A 16,092-nucleotide genomic window follows, 5' to 3' on the forward strand; every position below is an offset into this window, starting at 1 on the left:
CCTTCAATAATTACTCTAAATCCATTGTTATAGTATGATAAATTTTTATTTATAAGTTTTCACTAAGAACATATATACAATTATAGTATAGTCCTTCGGACAATTGTTTTGTTATATTTTATCATATCAGTATTTTAAAGCCTTCGGCATGAGGCATTACCATGCCTTTAGGATGAACATTTTACAGTATATAATAAAAAAGTTAGAGTAAAACTAAAGTTTAGAACTGTTTTAAGGTTAGGTTTATAGTGTGGAGTCAGCTTCGAGCAAAAGATTACATCATCTAATACTAACTAATTTAAAGACTCTCAATTTTTTCACAGTTTTCTGTAAGAAAACATTGAAAAAATTGGAGTCTTTAAAAATGAGTTAGTATTAGATGATGTTCTTGAAGGGAGGGCTGACGTAACACTGTGAACCTAACCTTAAAACAGAGTACTAAGGTTAGATTAAGTCGCCCCTTTCTGCTATTGAGGAAGTAATACAAATCTAACTACAAATAATACTGCAAGTATATATATAATTGGATGCACTTCTTTATGTCTGCCAGTAAAAACCTTCATTATAGGATAGAATATTATTCCTGCTGCTATACCGTTCGCTATACTATAGCTAAAAGGCATAATAGCTATTGTAAAGAATGCAGGTACTGCTTCTGTAAAATCATCAAAGTTTATATCCTTAACAGCTCCTAGCATAAGTACACCTACAATAACTAGTGCAGGGGCAGTTGCTTCCGCTGGCACTATTCCAACAACTCCACCTAAAAATAATGCTATGATAAATAGAACACCTACAACAAGTGAAGTAAGACCTGTTCTTCCACCTTCTGCAATTCCGGCAGTAGACTCTATATAAGTTGCTGTTGTTGTAGTACCAAATACTGAGCTTATAGTGGTAGCTACAGCATCAGCTAAAAGTGCTTTTTTCATATTCTTTATTTTACCGTCTGGTAGAATCATATCTGCTTTTTGAGCTGTTCCAACTAAAGTTCCAATAGTATCAAACAAATCAACGAGACTAAAAGTTAAAACTACCATTACAATACTTGTTAAAGCTCCTATAAAGCCTGTACCATTATGAACTAACAGACCCTTAAAATCGAATGCCATAAAAGTTGGTGCTATTGATGCTGGAGCACTTAGTAGTTTTAAGCCAGAAATATTTGTTATTCCCATAGGTATACCGATTAGGGTTGTAACGATTATAGATATAAGCATTGCGCCTCTTACACCTCTAGCCATTAGAATACCCATAATAACAATGCCGATTAAAGTAAGGATAGTATGTGGGTTTGAGAAGCTACCAAAACCTACAAGTGTAGCAGGATTTGAAACAATGATGCTTCCGCTTTTTAAACCTATTAAAGCTATAAAAAGACCTATACCACCAGTAATTGCAATCTTTAGGTTTTCAGGTAAACTGTCCACAATCTTTTCACGAATTGATGTAACAGTTATTAGTATAAATAGTATCCCTGAAAGAAAAACTGCAGCCAAGGCTTGTTGCCATGTATAGCCAAGAGTTAAACATACGCTATAAGAGAAGAAGGCTGTAAGTCCTATTCCTGGTGCCACTGCGAAAGGCAAATTACCGTAAAAAGCCATTATAATAGTACCAATAGCTGATGTTAAACACATACCAACATAAGCTGAGGCAACTACTGGGTCATTTATAGCTGAAAGGCTAGCAGCTGCATCTCCTTTTAATCCTGCTGCGTTCATACCTGAAAATTTTAGAACGTTGGGAATTACGAGTAGAGCATAAGCCATAGTTACGAAAGTGGTAAAGCCTGCCAAAACCTCTGTTTTGATATTAGTTTTATTAGATGATAAATTAAAAATTAATTCGAATATTGATTTCTTTTCTTTTTTAGATGTCGATTTAAGCGATGTATCCATTTTTCCCTCCATAAAATAAAAAAATTCTGCCATCGAATTTATGAGTAAATCCGATAACAGAGTTATCTTATGCGGATTCACCCATAGTGAGAAATTTACGGCTTCTCGTAGAAACTTCTGAACCTTATTATCAGAAATATATGGATGGCTTGTTCAAAATTTATTAATGTTTATGTTATCATCATGTAGAATTAAAGTCAATAGTTAAAAAATATGACGTAATTGTTGTAATATTTGTATATTTTGCGAATGATATAAACCCTATTGTTTCAGTTGATATTAAAGGGGGAAAGTATTATACTTATGATAAGCTTTTAGAGAAAGTTTTCAGGCACATTTACAAGAGTTTCTAACATAAAAAGCTTTTTAGTATTATTTAGAGGAAGAATAGATTATATGAGTAGAAATGATATAGAAAAAGAGATTAGAGAAGAAGAGAAACGTTTATATGAAGAATATAAGAGAAAACTAGCAGATTTGAAAAAGGTACAGAAAGAGAAAGAAGCTGTAGGTCAGGTTTTTACGAAAGGCCTGCTTCCACTTTATGTCTTATTTATTTTGAGTCTAGGACCCACAAATGGAAATGATATAGCTAATAAAATTGGAGAAAGAACAAAAGGGAGATGGATTCCAAGCACGGGGGGAATATATCCTATTTTAAAAAAATTAGAAAAAGAAAAAATGATTACTGGCAGATGGGATGAATCTAAAAAGAAAATACAGAAAATATATACTATAACCGAAATTGGATTAGAAGAATTGAAAAAAAGAAAAGGACTTTTAGAAGGTAAGATACAAGAAGCATTAGAAGTGTTTAAAATAGTATATAGAGATTTGTATAAATAAGAACTAACTTGATTAATTTTAATAAGGCAGATTAGAAGATAAAATTTTATCTTCTAATCTGCCTTACCCTTATATGTTACTAAAGATTTTGTTCTCTAAATTCCTTAAAGCTTAGTTTCTTTGGTCTTTTTATCATGTATAAACCGTAAAGAAGCGTTGCTAACGCAAAGCCATAAGGAATAACAATAGTCATAATATGGGGAACATAATTTACCAATAGCCTGTCTTCCAATAACATTTTAAAAGAAGTATGAGCAAGCACTGCTCCACCTATATAGGTAACAATTGGATGTTTATTCATCAGTTTGGCAACATACTGACTTCCGAAGAATATAATTGGAATATTTAAGACAAGGCCAAATACAATAAGAACTGTATTTCCGTGTGCTGCACCTGCAATAGCTAATACGTTATCTAAACTCATAGTTACATCCGCAATAACGATACTCCAAACAGCGCCCATAAACTTACTGGAAACATTAATATGAGCATTTTCTTCTTCCTTTTCGGGTTTAATAAAATCCCAAGTAATCTTTACCAGTAAAATACCCCCAACAAGTTTTATAGGTAACCACTCTATCATAAGAATATATGTAATAAGAGATGCAAAAATAATTCTAAGTGCTACTGCAGCAAAAACTCCTATAGCTGAAGCTCTCTTTGCATATTTCTTAGGAAGATTCCTTGTAGCTAATGCGATTACACCTATGTTGTCACCACTTAACACTATATCTAAAAGGGTTATCTGTACTGCACCCAGTAAAAATGTGACTAAGTTATCCATATATCTACTCCTTTCTAATTTTTAAGAATTTAGTTTACTTATAATATTCTATCATAGAAAGTAATTAATGCAAAATAAAAGGGGGGTGGATAATTTTACAATGAAGTATTATAAAACTAAGTCAGCCTTAGGATGCACTTCATATATTAAATTATATTAGCTTACATATAGTTCTATAACTACTACTCTGTATTGACAAAAATAAAATTAAGGATAGAAAGATATGTACATATACTAGAACTATATAATATAATATATAAGGATTATGGAGGGGTGAGAATAGTGTTAACTTATATTTTTATTTTTTGTGCTAAAATAATTGAAGTATCTCTTATGACAATAAGAACTGTATTAATAACTAGAGGTGAAAAATTATACGGATCAATAATTGGATTTGTAGAAGTTTCTATATGGTTGTATGTAGTTAGTAAAGTTCTTATAGGTATAGATAAGGATCCGATTAAAATGGTAGTGTATGCTTTTGGTTTTACTTGTGGAAATTATATTGGTTGCATTTTAGAGGAAAAACTTGCACTAGGAATACTAACAATAAATGCAATAACCTCGGAAAAGGATGGCCAAGAACTAGCTAAGATACTTAGGGAAAAACAAATTGGTGTTACAATGGTAGAAGCTGAGGGGCTTAAAGAAGATAAAAAAATGCTTATCATACATGTAAAGAGAAAAAGAAAGAGTGAAGTCATAGATATAATACAGCAATCGGATATAAAAACTGTTGTTTCAATAACAGATACTAAAACTGTATACGGAGGATATGGTATTAGGAAATAAGGAGAAACTAAAAGTAAGATAAATATATAAAGTTACATTGCAGCTATTATGAAAAATTATAGTAGTTATAAAATAAATTGATTGAATAACATGTGATTATATATAGTATAATAATTATGTTATGTAAGTGAAACTATAACAAAGGAGAAGTATCTTTATCATGGGAGTATTAATTGTAGATGATTCTAAATTTATGAGAAATATTATAATAAAAATATTCGAAAAACATAATATTACGGTTCTTGGAGAAGCTTCTAACGGAAAAGAAGCTGTGTTAATGTACAAAAAGCTTAATCCAGATGTGGTTACAATGGACTTGACAATGCGGGAAATGACGGGATTGGAAGCAGTAAAAGAAATTATTGAATTTGATTCTAAAGCATACATAATTGTATGTTCAGCCATGGGACAACAGGAGATAATAAAAGATGCTATAAAAATGGGTGCCAAGGGATTTGTAATAAAACCTTTCGATGAAGAAGATTTGGTTAACGAAGTAAATAAAGCTTTAAAATCAAAAGACAATTAATATTATAAAAGGGTATTCAACTTTCTATAGTGAATACCCTTTTATAATATTTAAAGGAAAAATAGACTGTGAGTTTATGCACAGCCTATTTCCTTCATATAAGAAACTTCTAAAGTAGAAGAAACCTCTCTCATACTACAGGTGGTATTATAGCAACTTTCACAACAATGATCTTTTTGCTGGTTAAGAACCATACTTTCATCAGCTCCATAAATATAAGACATTGATTTAGCTGGATATAACATATTATTAATGAGACTAATATCTATTGAATTTTCACCTCTTAAATTCTCCAATATTTCTTTTTGATATTCCAATCCTATCAAACCATCACCAGGTGCGATTTTACTAGTAAGACCTAAATTTATACTGTGAGATTCTTCACATATTTTGCGAAATAACTGAGAACTAATATTAAATAAATAGATACTAGCCATAGTGTCTAAAAGTATTGCTTCAAAGAATTTTCCTTCGTTAAATAAACTATCTACTTTATCAACGGAATCTTGACCTATAGTTACAGCGCAATATACTACAAACTTGCAGTCACTTAACGTATGGAGTTTTAAGTTTTCAGGTTTTTTATCTATTTTATACATGCCTGTTGGCTTGCAATATTCTCTTAATACAGGAAGTAGACTATCGTACATTTTGCTCAATTCCTCATAGGGAGGTGTTTGGCAATAAGACTGCACTGAGCTGATAACTCTATGCTTATTTAATTCAAATTGAAAATCAGATAGTATATTCATAAGCTCCACCTCTATTTTTTATTTATAAGTATATTATAACTAAATAGAAGTTAAATTGCAAGATTAAGTTGAATATATTTCAAAATAAATAAAGAAGTATTATCAAGGCAACCAATTCAACTACCAAAATCCATGGAATATCAAAGTTTATTGATTAATTGGAATGATATCAAGGTCCAATGCCCATGCCAATAAGGTGTTTAATGGACTCAGTCTTGCAAAATGATGATTCTTAAATTAAGTAAAGCCCTGAAGTCTATAGACTTCTATTCAGTAAATAACAATGTAAGGCTAGAGGAAACAAATAGCATTATCTTTTAATTCTTATAAAAATATGTAATAATAAGGAAAGGTAGAAAGAGGTGATGGGCATTGGTCGTTGTAAACGCTTTAGGTAGTGTATTCAGCATAGTTATTATGATATCCACAGGTTATATGTTAACTGTAAAAGGATGGTTTGATGAAAAGATATCAAAGGTTTTGACTAAATTGGTATGCAATTTGGCCTTGCCTTGTCTTATGTTATCTAATTTAATGAGTAGCTTTGATAGAGATAAACTAAGTCATATGGGAAAAGGATTGATTATTCCATTTTTGTCTATGGCAATTTGTTATTTAATTGGAATATTAGTTTCTAAAATTATTGGAGTAAAAGAAGGAAGAGTTGGCACCTTTCGTTCAATGTTTTTTGTATCCAATTCTATATTTATTGGACTCCCTGTTAATTTGGCGTTGTTTGGAGATAAAAGTATACCTTATGTTTTGTTATATTATATAGCAAATACAACATTTTTTTGGACAATAGGCGTATATGGTATATCTATGGATGGGCAATCTAACTGCAGTGAATACAGGGTTACAATATTCTCAATGGACACATTAAAGAGAATAGTTTCTCCTCCTTTAATGGGATTCATGATTGCTCTGATATTTATTTTCTTGGATCTTAAATTACCTAAAACTATTTTGGATACATGCAAGTATTTCGGTAACCTTACAACTCCATTATCGATGTTATTTATAGGCATAACAATTTACAATGTAGATTTAAGCAAAATAAAGATAAATATGGATATAATAGTCGTACTTATTGGACGTTTTTTTGTTTCTCCATTACTTGTTTTAATTATGGTTCATTTTTATCCTATACCAGATTTAATGAAAAGTGTATTTGTAGTACAAGCTGCAATGCCAGTTATGACAAATACAGCTATAGTTGCAAAATCTTACAATGCAGATTATGAATATGCGACTGTTATGACTGTAGTAACAACTGTTTTAAGTTTAATATTTATACCAGTGTACATGATGATTTTATAAGATAAAACTAGAAGATGGGCGGAATGTCAATACTACCTAATTCTAGTTTGATGAATCCAAAAACGAGTAATTATTGGATAAATAAATATAATAGCGGTTGATATTAATAATACCGTAAATTTAGTTATAAGAAAGGAATGTTATTATGGGTAAGCTAGTTTGTGTAATATGTGGCATGGAGGTTAATGATAGAAATTATCACCTTAATAATGAAGCATTTGTAGGTTCTAATAGTGAAGAATATATAAAATTTTGCCCATTTTGCGGTGCATCAATTGAATACTTAGTGGAAGATGGAAAAGAGTTTTGTTATGGTAGTAGCAAATTAAGCAATTCAACTATAAAAATAATAGACCATGCAGTTAAGCTAGAAATTTTTAATGGAGATTTTTATAAGAAGGCTTCAGTTCTAGCTAAGGATGAAAAAATAAAGAAAATGTTTGAGGATTTATCTAAAATTGAGTATATGCATGCTAGGATACATAAGAAAATAGGTGGTATCAAGGAAGAGCCTATTCTTAGGGAAATGGATTACTCAAAGTATGATACTGATGAAATCTTATTAGAAATGGCTTGTAAAAGAGAAAAACATGCAGTAGAGTACTATAAAAAATATAGCAAAGATGTTGAAGATGATAGTATTAAGAATATATTTAAAGCGTTATCTATTGTGGAGCAAGAACATATTGAACTTACTAATAGAGAAAAAACTATATAAACAGATTTCTTAGTGTCTTTGACACTTAGAACTCGTTATCCAGAGACGTATCCGCTCCTTACACTTGAGGGTATTAGAGCGGATAGTGAAAAACACACTTCTTACTTCTTGTTTCTGGGAGTGGGAGGTGTGTTTTTATTTAGAATTATTTAGAAATAATTATGAAAATACAGGGACTCTATATACATATACGATGGAATTTTAAAATATATATATTTTAAAGAAATATAATAGGGAGATATGATATGAAGAAGTTTTTTAAAATTCCACTGATTTTAGTTCTTATATTTTTATCAGTTTTTTTTATTAAAAGATATTATGATAGTGAAGTTGCAGCTAAAGATGTAAGTCTAAAAAATGATAAATTAAATTATCATGTAAAATATAAAGGTTTATATGAAGCTAAGGATTTTACAATTGATAGCAAAGGTGATTATTACATAGCTTACAAAGACAAAATCCAAGTAATCGAAAGTAAAGGAAAAAGCTATGACATATTAAAAGATGAAAATCTAAATATAAGCAGTATCGAATACTCAAATAATAAATTATATTACTCATCTGATACTAAAATATACTACTACGACTTGAATAGTAAAAAAAGCTCGGTAATATTTAAGGACATGCCAAACTTCGGAGACTACAAGAATAGTATAATTAAAATAAGGGGAGATTATTTATATATAACTATAGGCGCAGCAACTAACTCTGGAGTAGTAGGTGAGGATAACAAGTGGACTAAGGAAAACTTTTATGCACATGATATAACACCGAAGGATATTACTCTAAAAGGTATTAATTTTGGTACTGATAAAACAGGAGCTTTTCAAAGCAGCAGAACTAAAAGTATAAAAGGACAAATAATCCCCGGTCATTTTCCAGGTAACGGCTCGGTTGTAATATTTAATTTAAAAACTGGAAATAGTGAGACTTTTGCGTGGGGAATAAGAAATGTTACAGGAATGGACTTTAATAGTGAAAGTAAGTTAATATCAGCTGTAGGAGGAATGGAAGATAGAGGCGTTCGTCCTATTAAAGGTGATACAGATTATATATATGAAATAAAAAAAGGAGAATGGTATGGCTGGCCTGACTACAGTGGAGGAGACCAGGTAAATTCACCTAAATTTAAATCTAATACACCAGGGTCACTACAGTTTGTGCTAGAGAATCATCCAACTACTAATCCACTAGCACCGCTATACCAACATAAGACTGTAGGTAATATAACTGCACTAGCAGTAGATAGCAACGGTATTATAGGGGAAAAGAATTGTGTATATTTTTATGATAAATTAGATAATGTAATATATGGATTTAGCGGAACTGGTGCAGTCAAACAAGAAATGAAATTTGAAGAAAGCAGTTCAATTTCTAGTATTAAATTTGGAGAAAAGTCATTAGTAGTTCTTGATAGCAAAGGAGGCAATTTATTTAGCATAGAAAAAGGAAGCATAAATAGTGGTTTAAAGATAGATAAGAATCTATATCTTTATTTACTTGCTACCACTATATTTGGTATATTTGCACTTTTAAAACTTCAGAAGGAGTAGCATACTATTTAATAAAAGGAGATAGGTTTAAAGATGAGAGACAGGTTAGAAAAAACCTATAGTAATGCACTACAGGGGATATTTACAGCAGTAAATCCAGTTAAAAAGAAAATTTTAAAAACTCATTGCACCGTGCATAAGTTTATTATGATGCACGCAGTTGAAATACTAAGAAATGATGGGTATGAAGAAGAATATAATTTTTTTAGAAAACATGTAAGACCCTTGAATGCTGGAGTAACTTGGGCAGATCAGGATTTTAAAAGCTCAAATCACTTTTATCATATAACTAGGGGGAAAGGTCTTTATGGCAGAAGTGACGCTTTAACTGAATGCAAAAAGTATTATAATAAGTCCATAGAATGTCTAAGTTCAGGTGAGACAGAGAAGGGGTTATTTTATTTCGGTGCAGCTTGTCACTTGGTGCATGATGTAACTGTTCCTCACCATGTGAATAATAAGTTGCTAAAAAACCACAGAAGATTTGAACTATGGATAATAGGAAGGCTTATGACGGATTATTCTTTTGAAGCTAATAGTGGAACTGTATATTACGATAATTTAGATGATTATATTAAGAACAATGCCATAATGGCTAATAGTACCTATATTAAATATTTGGATATAGAATCTAGAGAAGAAAGATATGGAAAAGTAGCGACAGTAATACTAAAAGAAGCTCAACGGACAACTGCTGGGCTTATGATTAAATATTATAATGAAATTAAAAATTCTAAAATTCTTCCATAAAATGGAGGATTTTTTTTTTATCTGAAGAAATTATATATATTGGAACAATTTACGGTGTGAGGTGGTAAAGTGAGAAATACTATATTTATTAACATGGAAAAAGAGATATTTAGAGGTAATGTACTTGATATAGGTTTGGAAAATTACGGTATAGTGTATAATATATATAAGCAGTACAATGATAATGTTAATGTGGAATATATTAGTGGTAAGGAAGAGCAGCAAAGCATAAAAGAAGAGTTTTATGATAGTTGTATTTTATTATTTTCGTTTAGCAATATATGGATGAAGAAAAATAAGAAAAAATTTATAGAGGATATATATAGATATTTGGCGAAAGATGGTCTATTATATATTTGGGACATTGATAAAGGATATGGAAAAGTTTTTAATTCTATAGTTAAAATTTTAGTACCAGAAAGAAAATTAAAAGAAATAAAATTAAGAGATTTAAATATTCTTAAGGATAACTCTAAAGGAAATGCAGTTAAATTATTAGAAGGTTGCTTTGATATATTAGATTTAAAGTCTTCAGATGGAATCTATTATATAAAAGCTAAAAAAAAGTTACCACAACAAAAGATTGTCAAGGATACAATGAAACTTGAGACTGAGGAGATTCTAACACCTCCTGCTTCTTAAGTTATGTAATCTACTAAATATTGCTATCTTTATAAAGTAATTGTAAAGACTGTCTAAATATATAGATGAAGTCATAGTGATGAATAACTAATAGGAAAATATAGGAGAAAGGAATTGAAAAATAGATGAAAGTAATACTAGCAGCGCTTAACTCGCAGTTTGTTCATAGTAATTTAGCGGTAAGATATATGAAGGCCTTTAGCAAGGATTTGAATTATGATTGCGTTATAAAAGAATTCTCAATTAATGATAGAAGAGAAAAGGTAGTGGAAGAGCTTATGAATGAAAAGCCAGATGTCCTGGCTTTTTCTACTTATATATGGAATGTAGAATATGTACAGTCTCTTGCAAAAGTAGTTAAACTTATAAATCCCGATATAGAAATATTATATGGAGGTCCTGAAGTTTCCTATGATAGTAAAAGCTTTTTAGAGGATAATATAGGTGAATATGTAATATTTGGTGAAGGTGAAGAAACTTTTTATAACTTTATTGAATACAAATTAGAATATGAAAAGTTTAAGGAAGAGAGTAGAGAGTTATCTAACGCCGAGAATTTAGAATTAGAAAAGAATTTTATAAAGAAGCTTAGAAATATCAGAGGTTTATGCTTTAAAAAAGGTGGAGAAGTATTTGTCAATTCGCCGAGAGAACTAATGAATATGGAAAATTTGATTTTTCCTTATGTTGAAGAAGATATTTTGGAGAATAAAATAGTATATTACGAAGCCTCAAGAGGGTGTCCTTTTAGCTGTAAGTACTGTATTTCATCTACGATTCATGGAGTTAGATTTTTACAGCTTGAGAGAGTAAAAAAAGAATTAAAATTTTTAGTAGATAAAAAGGTAAGATTATTAAAATTTGTTGATAGGACTTTTAATTGCAGCAGCAAATTTGCAATGGGAATTTGGAAGTATTTAATGGAACTAGATACAGAAACTACTTTCCACTTTGAAATATCTGCGGACATTCTAGATGACGATCAATTAGAACTTTTAGCGAAGGCACCTGAAGGAAGATTTCAGTTTGAAGTAGGAGTTCAGACTACAAATGACGAGGTGCTAAAAAATATTAATAGATTTGTAATCTTTGAAGATATTAAAAAGCAGGTTGTAAAATTAAATGAACATAGGAATATAAAACAGCATTTAGATCTAATTGCAGGACTTCCAGGAGAAAACTTTGAGTCTTTTAAAAGATCATTTAATGATCTTTACAGCATTCATCCAGACGAAATACAGCTTGGATTTTTAAAAGTATTAAAGGGGTCTCCAATGGAAGCGGAAGCAGAAGAATGGGGTATAGTCCATTCACCTTATACCCCTTATGAAGTTTTAAAAACTAATGATATAAGTTATGAAGAGTTACTAGAATTGAAAAAGGTAGAGGAAGTTGTAGATAAATACCATAACTCAGGTAAGTTTAACAACATATTGAAGTATTTTGTGCCAGATTTTGCGACACCTTTTGATTTTTATTATGAGCTAGGTATGTTCTTTTATAATAAGGGTTATTTAAATAGAAACATATCCTCAGCAGACTATTATAAGGTGTTCATAGAATTTAATGAAGAAAAACTAGAAAAAAGCAGTGAAGAGCTAAAAGAGATAATTAAATTCGATTATTTAAAGTTTAATAAAAAGAAGTGGATTCCAGAGTTTTTGATTAGAGAGAGAATTAAAGAGGAAGAGAGAAGAATTAAGAGTGAGATAGATAAGGGGGAGATTAAAGTATCAGATAACTATCACATTGAAAAATTCTTTGTGGATGTATCAAAGTTTATTGAAAATGGAGAATTAGAGAAAAAAGTATTATTTGTAATTTTTGATGAGAAGGATAAGAGCGAAACTTTTTACGATTTAACTTAATTTGTAATTATTTTAGCTATTAAATGAAAGTGGGAAATATCATTTTGGTATTTACCACTTTTATTTTTCAAGTCCTTTGAATAATAAATATAATTTAAATGTAGAATAGGTCTTTTAAAATATTGGGGATGGGAAATAATGAAATAAACTGAAAGTTATATAAACTAAATTTAAAGAATTAAGTAATTCTAAATGGAACTATAAAACATTGATTCTTTGAAAGAATGTATGTATAATAAATATCGATTAGATAAACAAAGGAGGATGTTTAAAGCATAAGGGCTTTAAATAGAAAGTTATGGCGATTAAATCGATATTAGAATTTGGAGATAAAACTCTCACAAGAGTAAGTAAAAAGGTTACAAAGATTGATGAAGAAATATTAGGTCTTGTTCAAGATTTAAAGGATACCTTATATAATTCATATGGTATTGGATTAGCTGCACCACAGATAGGTGTATTAAAGAGGGTAATACTAATAGATTTAAGAGATGGTTCAGAGCCTATTATACTTATAAATCCTAAGGTAGTTAAGAGAATAGGTAAAGAAGAGGATATAGAGGGGTGTTTAAGTTATCCAGGATACGAGGGATCAGTTGTAAGGCCAAGGAAAGTTATAGTAACTGGACAGGAATTAAATGGACAAGAGATGGAATATACTGCAACTGGACTTTTAGCAAAGGCCTTTTGTCATGAAATAGATCACTTAGATGGAATCTTATATACTGATAGAGCTAAAAAGATGTACAAGTTAGAAGATGAATAATATAAAAAACAAAGAACGTATGCGAATTTGTGTTCTTTGTTTTTGTAACCTAGAGAGACACTATGGATATTATTAAATTTTAATAATAATCTATAGTGTTTTTACTATGTTTAACTAAATTTATGAAGGTTAAACTAAAGATACTGAATCATTTTTAAATACTGAATCATTTTTTTCTTTGGCACGATTTAAATAAAACCAAGAAATAATACAAATACTAATTACAGTTAATACTTAGAAAAAAGAGAAGTAGTATCTATTTAATAAATATATATGGTTTAATGATATTTTCATATAATCAATACTATTAGTAACTATGGAGGTAAATATGAAGATCAAAAGAGATTTAAATAAAGGAGAAGTTATTTCATCAAGTGAATCGGAACAAACAAAGAGGAATGAGATTCAATCAAGTGAAGAAACAATTAAGTTCATAGAGTTAATGAATAAATTATTAAAAGAAACTGTAGAGCAGCACCAAATAGTTAATAATCAACATAATGTTTTAGCAGAGCTTGCTGACAAAGTAAAAGCTCATATGAGTGAAATTTCCAATTTAAACAATATGACGAACAAATCTACAGATAGCTTATATGCAGAAGGAAACAAACTCATAAAAATAACTGAAGATACAGTGAGCAAATCAAGTGAAGGAAAAATGGCTATTGAAGAAATGGATGAAATCATTAGATCTTTAGAAAGTGAAAATAAAAATAACACACGTAGTATTAATGATTTAGCAAGAAAGTTTAATAAAATTAATGAAGTAGTTCAGTTAATAACAAGCATTGCAAGTCAAACTAATCTTTTAGCATTAAATGCAGCGATAGAAGCAGCTAGGGCAGGAGAGCAAGGCAAAGGCTTTGCAGTAGTTGCTGACGAGGTGAGAAAATTGGCCGAGATGACTAAGCAAAGTACTAAGGATATTTCAGATTTAATAGAAGGAATTGAAGATGAAACAAAAAAGGTACTAAATAATTCAGATAAATCCAATGCAGTTATTTCTAAAGGAGTTCAGACCTCTAATAATGCTATAGAAAAAGTAGAGAAAAGCTTATCTACTATAGCTCAGGTAGAACAAGAAGTTCGTGTAGTAATAGATATTTTATCTACTCAAAAAGAGCATATAGGAAGTATGAATAAACAATTAATAGAAGTTGACCATATTTTAAAGGTTACAACTAAAGCTATAGTAAATCACATTCAAGAAGCAAGTGTAGTTGATGAACGTTTAGAAAAAACAGAAAAACAACTTGCTTCTTATAGTAAAAAATTTATTGAAAAAATAAAATAAAATTACTAATAGGGCACAAAGAGATAATCTTCATAGAAGAATAAGAACTTTATAACATCAATCTTATGGATAGGTGTGAGAAGAGCTGGTACAGTAATTTGTGTCCTTTACTCATTTAACTATATTCAAATGTATTTAACAGAAATACCTTTAGTCCCGAATACATTTCCTATGAGGGGAAGTTTTATTTTTTGATAAATTAATATATCTTCCTGTAATTCCAGATACCTCTCGATGAATACCTTTACTCCGTTATACTCATAAGAGATGAAGTTTTTGTTTTCTTTAAAGTCTGTTGAAAATTCAACACATAAGTCTTTAACGGAAACGTCACAGCAACCACCTGAAGCTGAGATAGTTTTAACTATAAAACTACCGCCTTTTTCTTTTGCATAATTAAGAGCCTTTTCTTCTATAATTAACATAAAATCTCCCCCTATAACTTATTTTAAGCGTAAAAATAATTCTATTAAGGTTATTATATCATATAAACAGAGTTCTTGGCATCAGATGGTGAAAGTGCCTTATTAATATAAATACCTGATACGCCAAATCTTCCACTACTCATTGGTATATATGATTTTTGATATATTAATATGTTCTCGGACAATTTTAGGTTTTTATCTATATAAACCCTTACACCGTCATATTCAAGACCAATATAATTGTCATTTTCTTTAAAATGTCTTAAAACCTCAATCCAGAGGTACTTATTCTGTATAGTGCATCACCCATCTGATTTCATAACTGTTTTAACTACAAAGTTTCCACCTTTTTCTTTTGCATAATTAAGAGCTTTTTCTTCTATACTTAACATAAAAATACCTCCATGAGTAACGTGGTATAAAAATATTTTAAAGCGTGATTACATATTCTGTCAACCTGATATCACAGTTGATTTCAAGAAAGTATAGAGAATTGTTTACATAAAGAATAAGTGTAAGTGATGCATAGAGGTGCTGTAAAGTAATCCTATTAGAATCGTTAAAAGTTATGCTATCATTATAAAAATATATTTGTAAAAAGTATCATTATAATGTAAAATTACACTATAATGATACTTTTACCATTATTCATGATTATAAATTGAAAGGCGATGAATGGTATGACAAGAGAAGAGTTTATTAATAAAATAGATAAAAAAATCAAGCTTATAAGAAATGAAAAGGGGTATACACAAGATAAAATGTCGGAGATACTTGGAATTTCTAAAAAAACACTTGTTCAAGTGGAAAAAGAGAGGGGGAGCTTAGGATGGTCAGTTGCTGTGGCAACATGTGTTATCTTTAAAGACAGTGAAGTGCTACAATTAACTCTTGGTGGTGATACAGAGGATATTATTTTATCATTAGCCTTTACAAGATACGAAAGAGAATATGATAAAACACTTGGAGGAAACGTATGGTGGAAAGATATTAAAACTAAAAATGGTTATAGGATTCAACAAAATATAATATCGAATCATTATAGAGTTTTAGATAACAATGATAGGAGAATATGTTCTTCCTTTGAGTTAGCGTATATAAATAAAAGACTACAAGAGTTGGGAGAAAAATAATTATTGTTATATTAATAAA

The 16,092-nt window shown here is 29.9% G+C and carries 16 protein-coding genes and 1 riboswitch; of the genes, 12 read left to right on the forward strand and 4 right to left on the reverse strand.

Annotated features, from left to right (window positions below; genetic code table 11):
• Positions 1-467 precede the first annotated feature (467 nt).
• Positions 468-1,901 (reverse strand): NCS2 family permease, encoded by a 1,434-nt coding sequence (locus AC0N0V_RS07825; protein WP_474463317.1) that lies wholly within the window; start codon positions 1,899-1,901, stop codon positions 468-470.
• Positions 1,902-1,965: 64 nt separating this feature from the next.
• Positions 1,966-2,065, reverse strand: a riboswitch (purine riboswitch).
• 232 nt (positions 2,066-2,297) lie between these two features.
• Between AC0N0V_RS07825 and AC0N0V_RS07830 the strand changes: the two genes are divergently transcribed.
• Complete coding sequence (locus tag AC0N0V_RS07830; RefSeq protein ID WP_474463319.1) at positions 2,298-2,747, forward strand: PadR family transcriptional regulator; 450 nt, start codon at positions 2,298-2,300, stop codon at positions 2,745-2,747.
• Between the two features lie 79 nt (positions 2,748-2,826).
• On the opposite strand, the gene AC0N0V_RS07835 is transcribed toward AC0N0V_RS07830, so the two are convergent.
• A complete protein-coding gene (locus AC0N0V_RS07835) occupies positions 2,827-3,531 on the reverse strand; it encodes a TerC family protein (protein ID WP_474463321.1) in 705 nt (234 codons plus the stop codon).
• A gap of 333 nt (positions 3,532-3,864) precedes the next feature.
• On the opposite strand from AC0N0V_RS07835, the gene AC0N0V_RS07840 reads away from it, so the two are divergent.
• Complete coding sequence (locus tag AC0N0V_RS07840) at positions 3,865-4,323, forward strand: DUF2179 domain-containing protein (protein ID WP_474464480.1); 459 nt, start codon at positions 3,865-3,867, stop codon at positions 4,321-4,323.
• A gap of 160 nt (positions 4,324-4,483) precedes the next feature.
• Positions 4,484-4,852: a response regulator gene (locus AC0N0V_RS07845; protein WP_474463322.1), complete on the forward strand. Its 369-nt coding sequence runs from the start codon at positions 4,484-4,486 to the stop codon at positions 4,850-4,852.
• A gap of 74 nt (positions 4,853-4,926) precedes the next feature.
• Here AC0N0V_RS07845 and AC0N0V_RS07850 read toward each other — a convergent pair whose 3' ends face one another.
• On the reverse strand, positions 4,927-5,604 hold the full coding sequence (locus tag AC0N0V_RS07850; RefSeq protein ID WP_474463324.1) for a 5-methyltetrahydrofolate--homocysteine methyltransferase: 678 nt from the start codon (positions 5,602-5,604) through the stop codon (positions 4,927-4,929).
• 372 nt (positions 5,605-5,976) lie between these two features.
• On the opposite strand from AC0N0V_RS07850, the gene AC0N0V_RS07855 reads away from it, so the two are divergent.
• From AC0N0V_RS07855 to AC0N0V_RS07890, 8 genes are all read left to right on the forward strand, one after another.
• Positions 5,977-6,924, forward strand: a complete 948-nt coding sequence (locus tag AC0N0V_RS07855; protein ID WP_474463326.1) for an AEC family transporter — start codon at positions 5,977-5,979, stop codon at positions 6,922-6,924.
• Between the two features lie 145 nt (positions 6,925-7,069).
• The gene (locus tag AC0N0V_RS07860; RefSeq protein ID WP_474463329.1) at positions 7,070-7,642 is read left to right on the forward strand and encodes a ferritin family protein; all 573 of its coding nucleotides are present in this window, start codon (positions 7,070-7,072) and stop codon (positions 7,640-7,642) included.
• 245 nt (positions 7,643-7,887) lie between these two features.
• On the forward strand, positions 7,888-9,195 hold the full coding sequence (locus AC0N0V_RS07865; protein ID WP_474463331.1) for a PQQ-dependent sugar dehydrogenase family protein: 1,308 nt from the start codon (positions 7,888-7,890) through the stop codon (positions 9,193-9,195).
• 33 nt (positions 9,196-9,228) lie between these two features.
• Complete coding sequence (locus tag AC0N0V_RS07870; protein ID WP_474463333.1) at positions 9,229-9,945, forward strand: zinc dependent phospholipase C family protein; 717 nt, start codon at positions 9,229-9,231, stop codon at positions 9,943-9,945.
• 93 nt (positions 9,946-10,038) lie between these two features.
• Complete coding sequence (locus AC0N0V_RS07875; RefSeq protein WP_474463336.1) at positions 10,039-10,587, forward strand: class I SAM-dependent methyltransferase; 549 nt, start codon at positions 10,039-10,041, stop codon at positions 10,585-10,587.
• A gap of 125 nt (positions 10,588-10,712) precedes the next feature.
• Complete coding sequence (locus AC0N0V_RS07880; protein WP_474463338.1) at positions 10,713-12,455, forward strand: B12-binding domain-containing radical SAM protein; 1,743 nt, start codon at positions 10,713-10,715, stop codon at positions 12,453-12,455.
• Positions 12,456-12,753: 298 nt separating this feature from the next.
• Positions 12,754-13,221 (forward strand): peptide deformylase, encoded by a 468-nt coding sequence (def, locus tag AC0N0V_RS07885; RefSeq protein ID WP_474463341.1) that lies wholly within the window; start codon positions 12,754-12,756, stop codon positions 13,219-13,221.
• Between the two features lie 328 nt (positions 13,222-13,549).
• Positions 13,550-14,515, forward strand: a complete 966-nt coding sequence (locus AC0N0V_RS07890) for a methyl-accepting chemotaxis protein (RefSeq protein WP_474463343.1) — start codon at positions 13,550-13,552, stop codon at positions 14,513-14,515.
• 125 nt (positions 14,516-14,640) lie between these two features.
• Here the strand turns inward: AC0N0V_RS07890 and AC0N0V_RS07895 are convergent, their stop codons facing one another.
• Positions 14,641-14,940 carry a hypothetical protein gene (locus tag AC0N0V_RS07895; protein WP_474463345.1) on the reverse strand — a complete coding sequence of 100 codons (300 nt, stop codon included), beginning with the start codon at positions 14,938-14,940 and terminating at the stop codon, positions 14,641-14,643.
• A 680-nt stretch (positions 14,941-15,620) separates the two neighbouring features.
• Between AC0N0V_RS07895 and AC0N0V_RS07900 the strand changes: the two genes are divergently transcribed.
• A complete protein-coding gene (locus AC0N0V_RS07900; protein ID WP_474463346.1) occupies positions 15,621-16,073 on the forward strand; it encodes a helix-turn-helix transcriptional regulator in 453 nt (150 codons plus the stop codon).
• Positions 16,074-16,092: the final 19 nt, after the last annotated feature.

This window comes from Clostridium sp. CS1-1 (assembly GCF_056135525.1).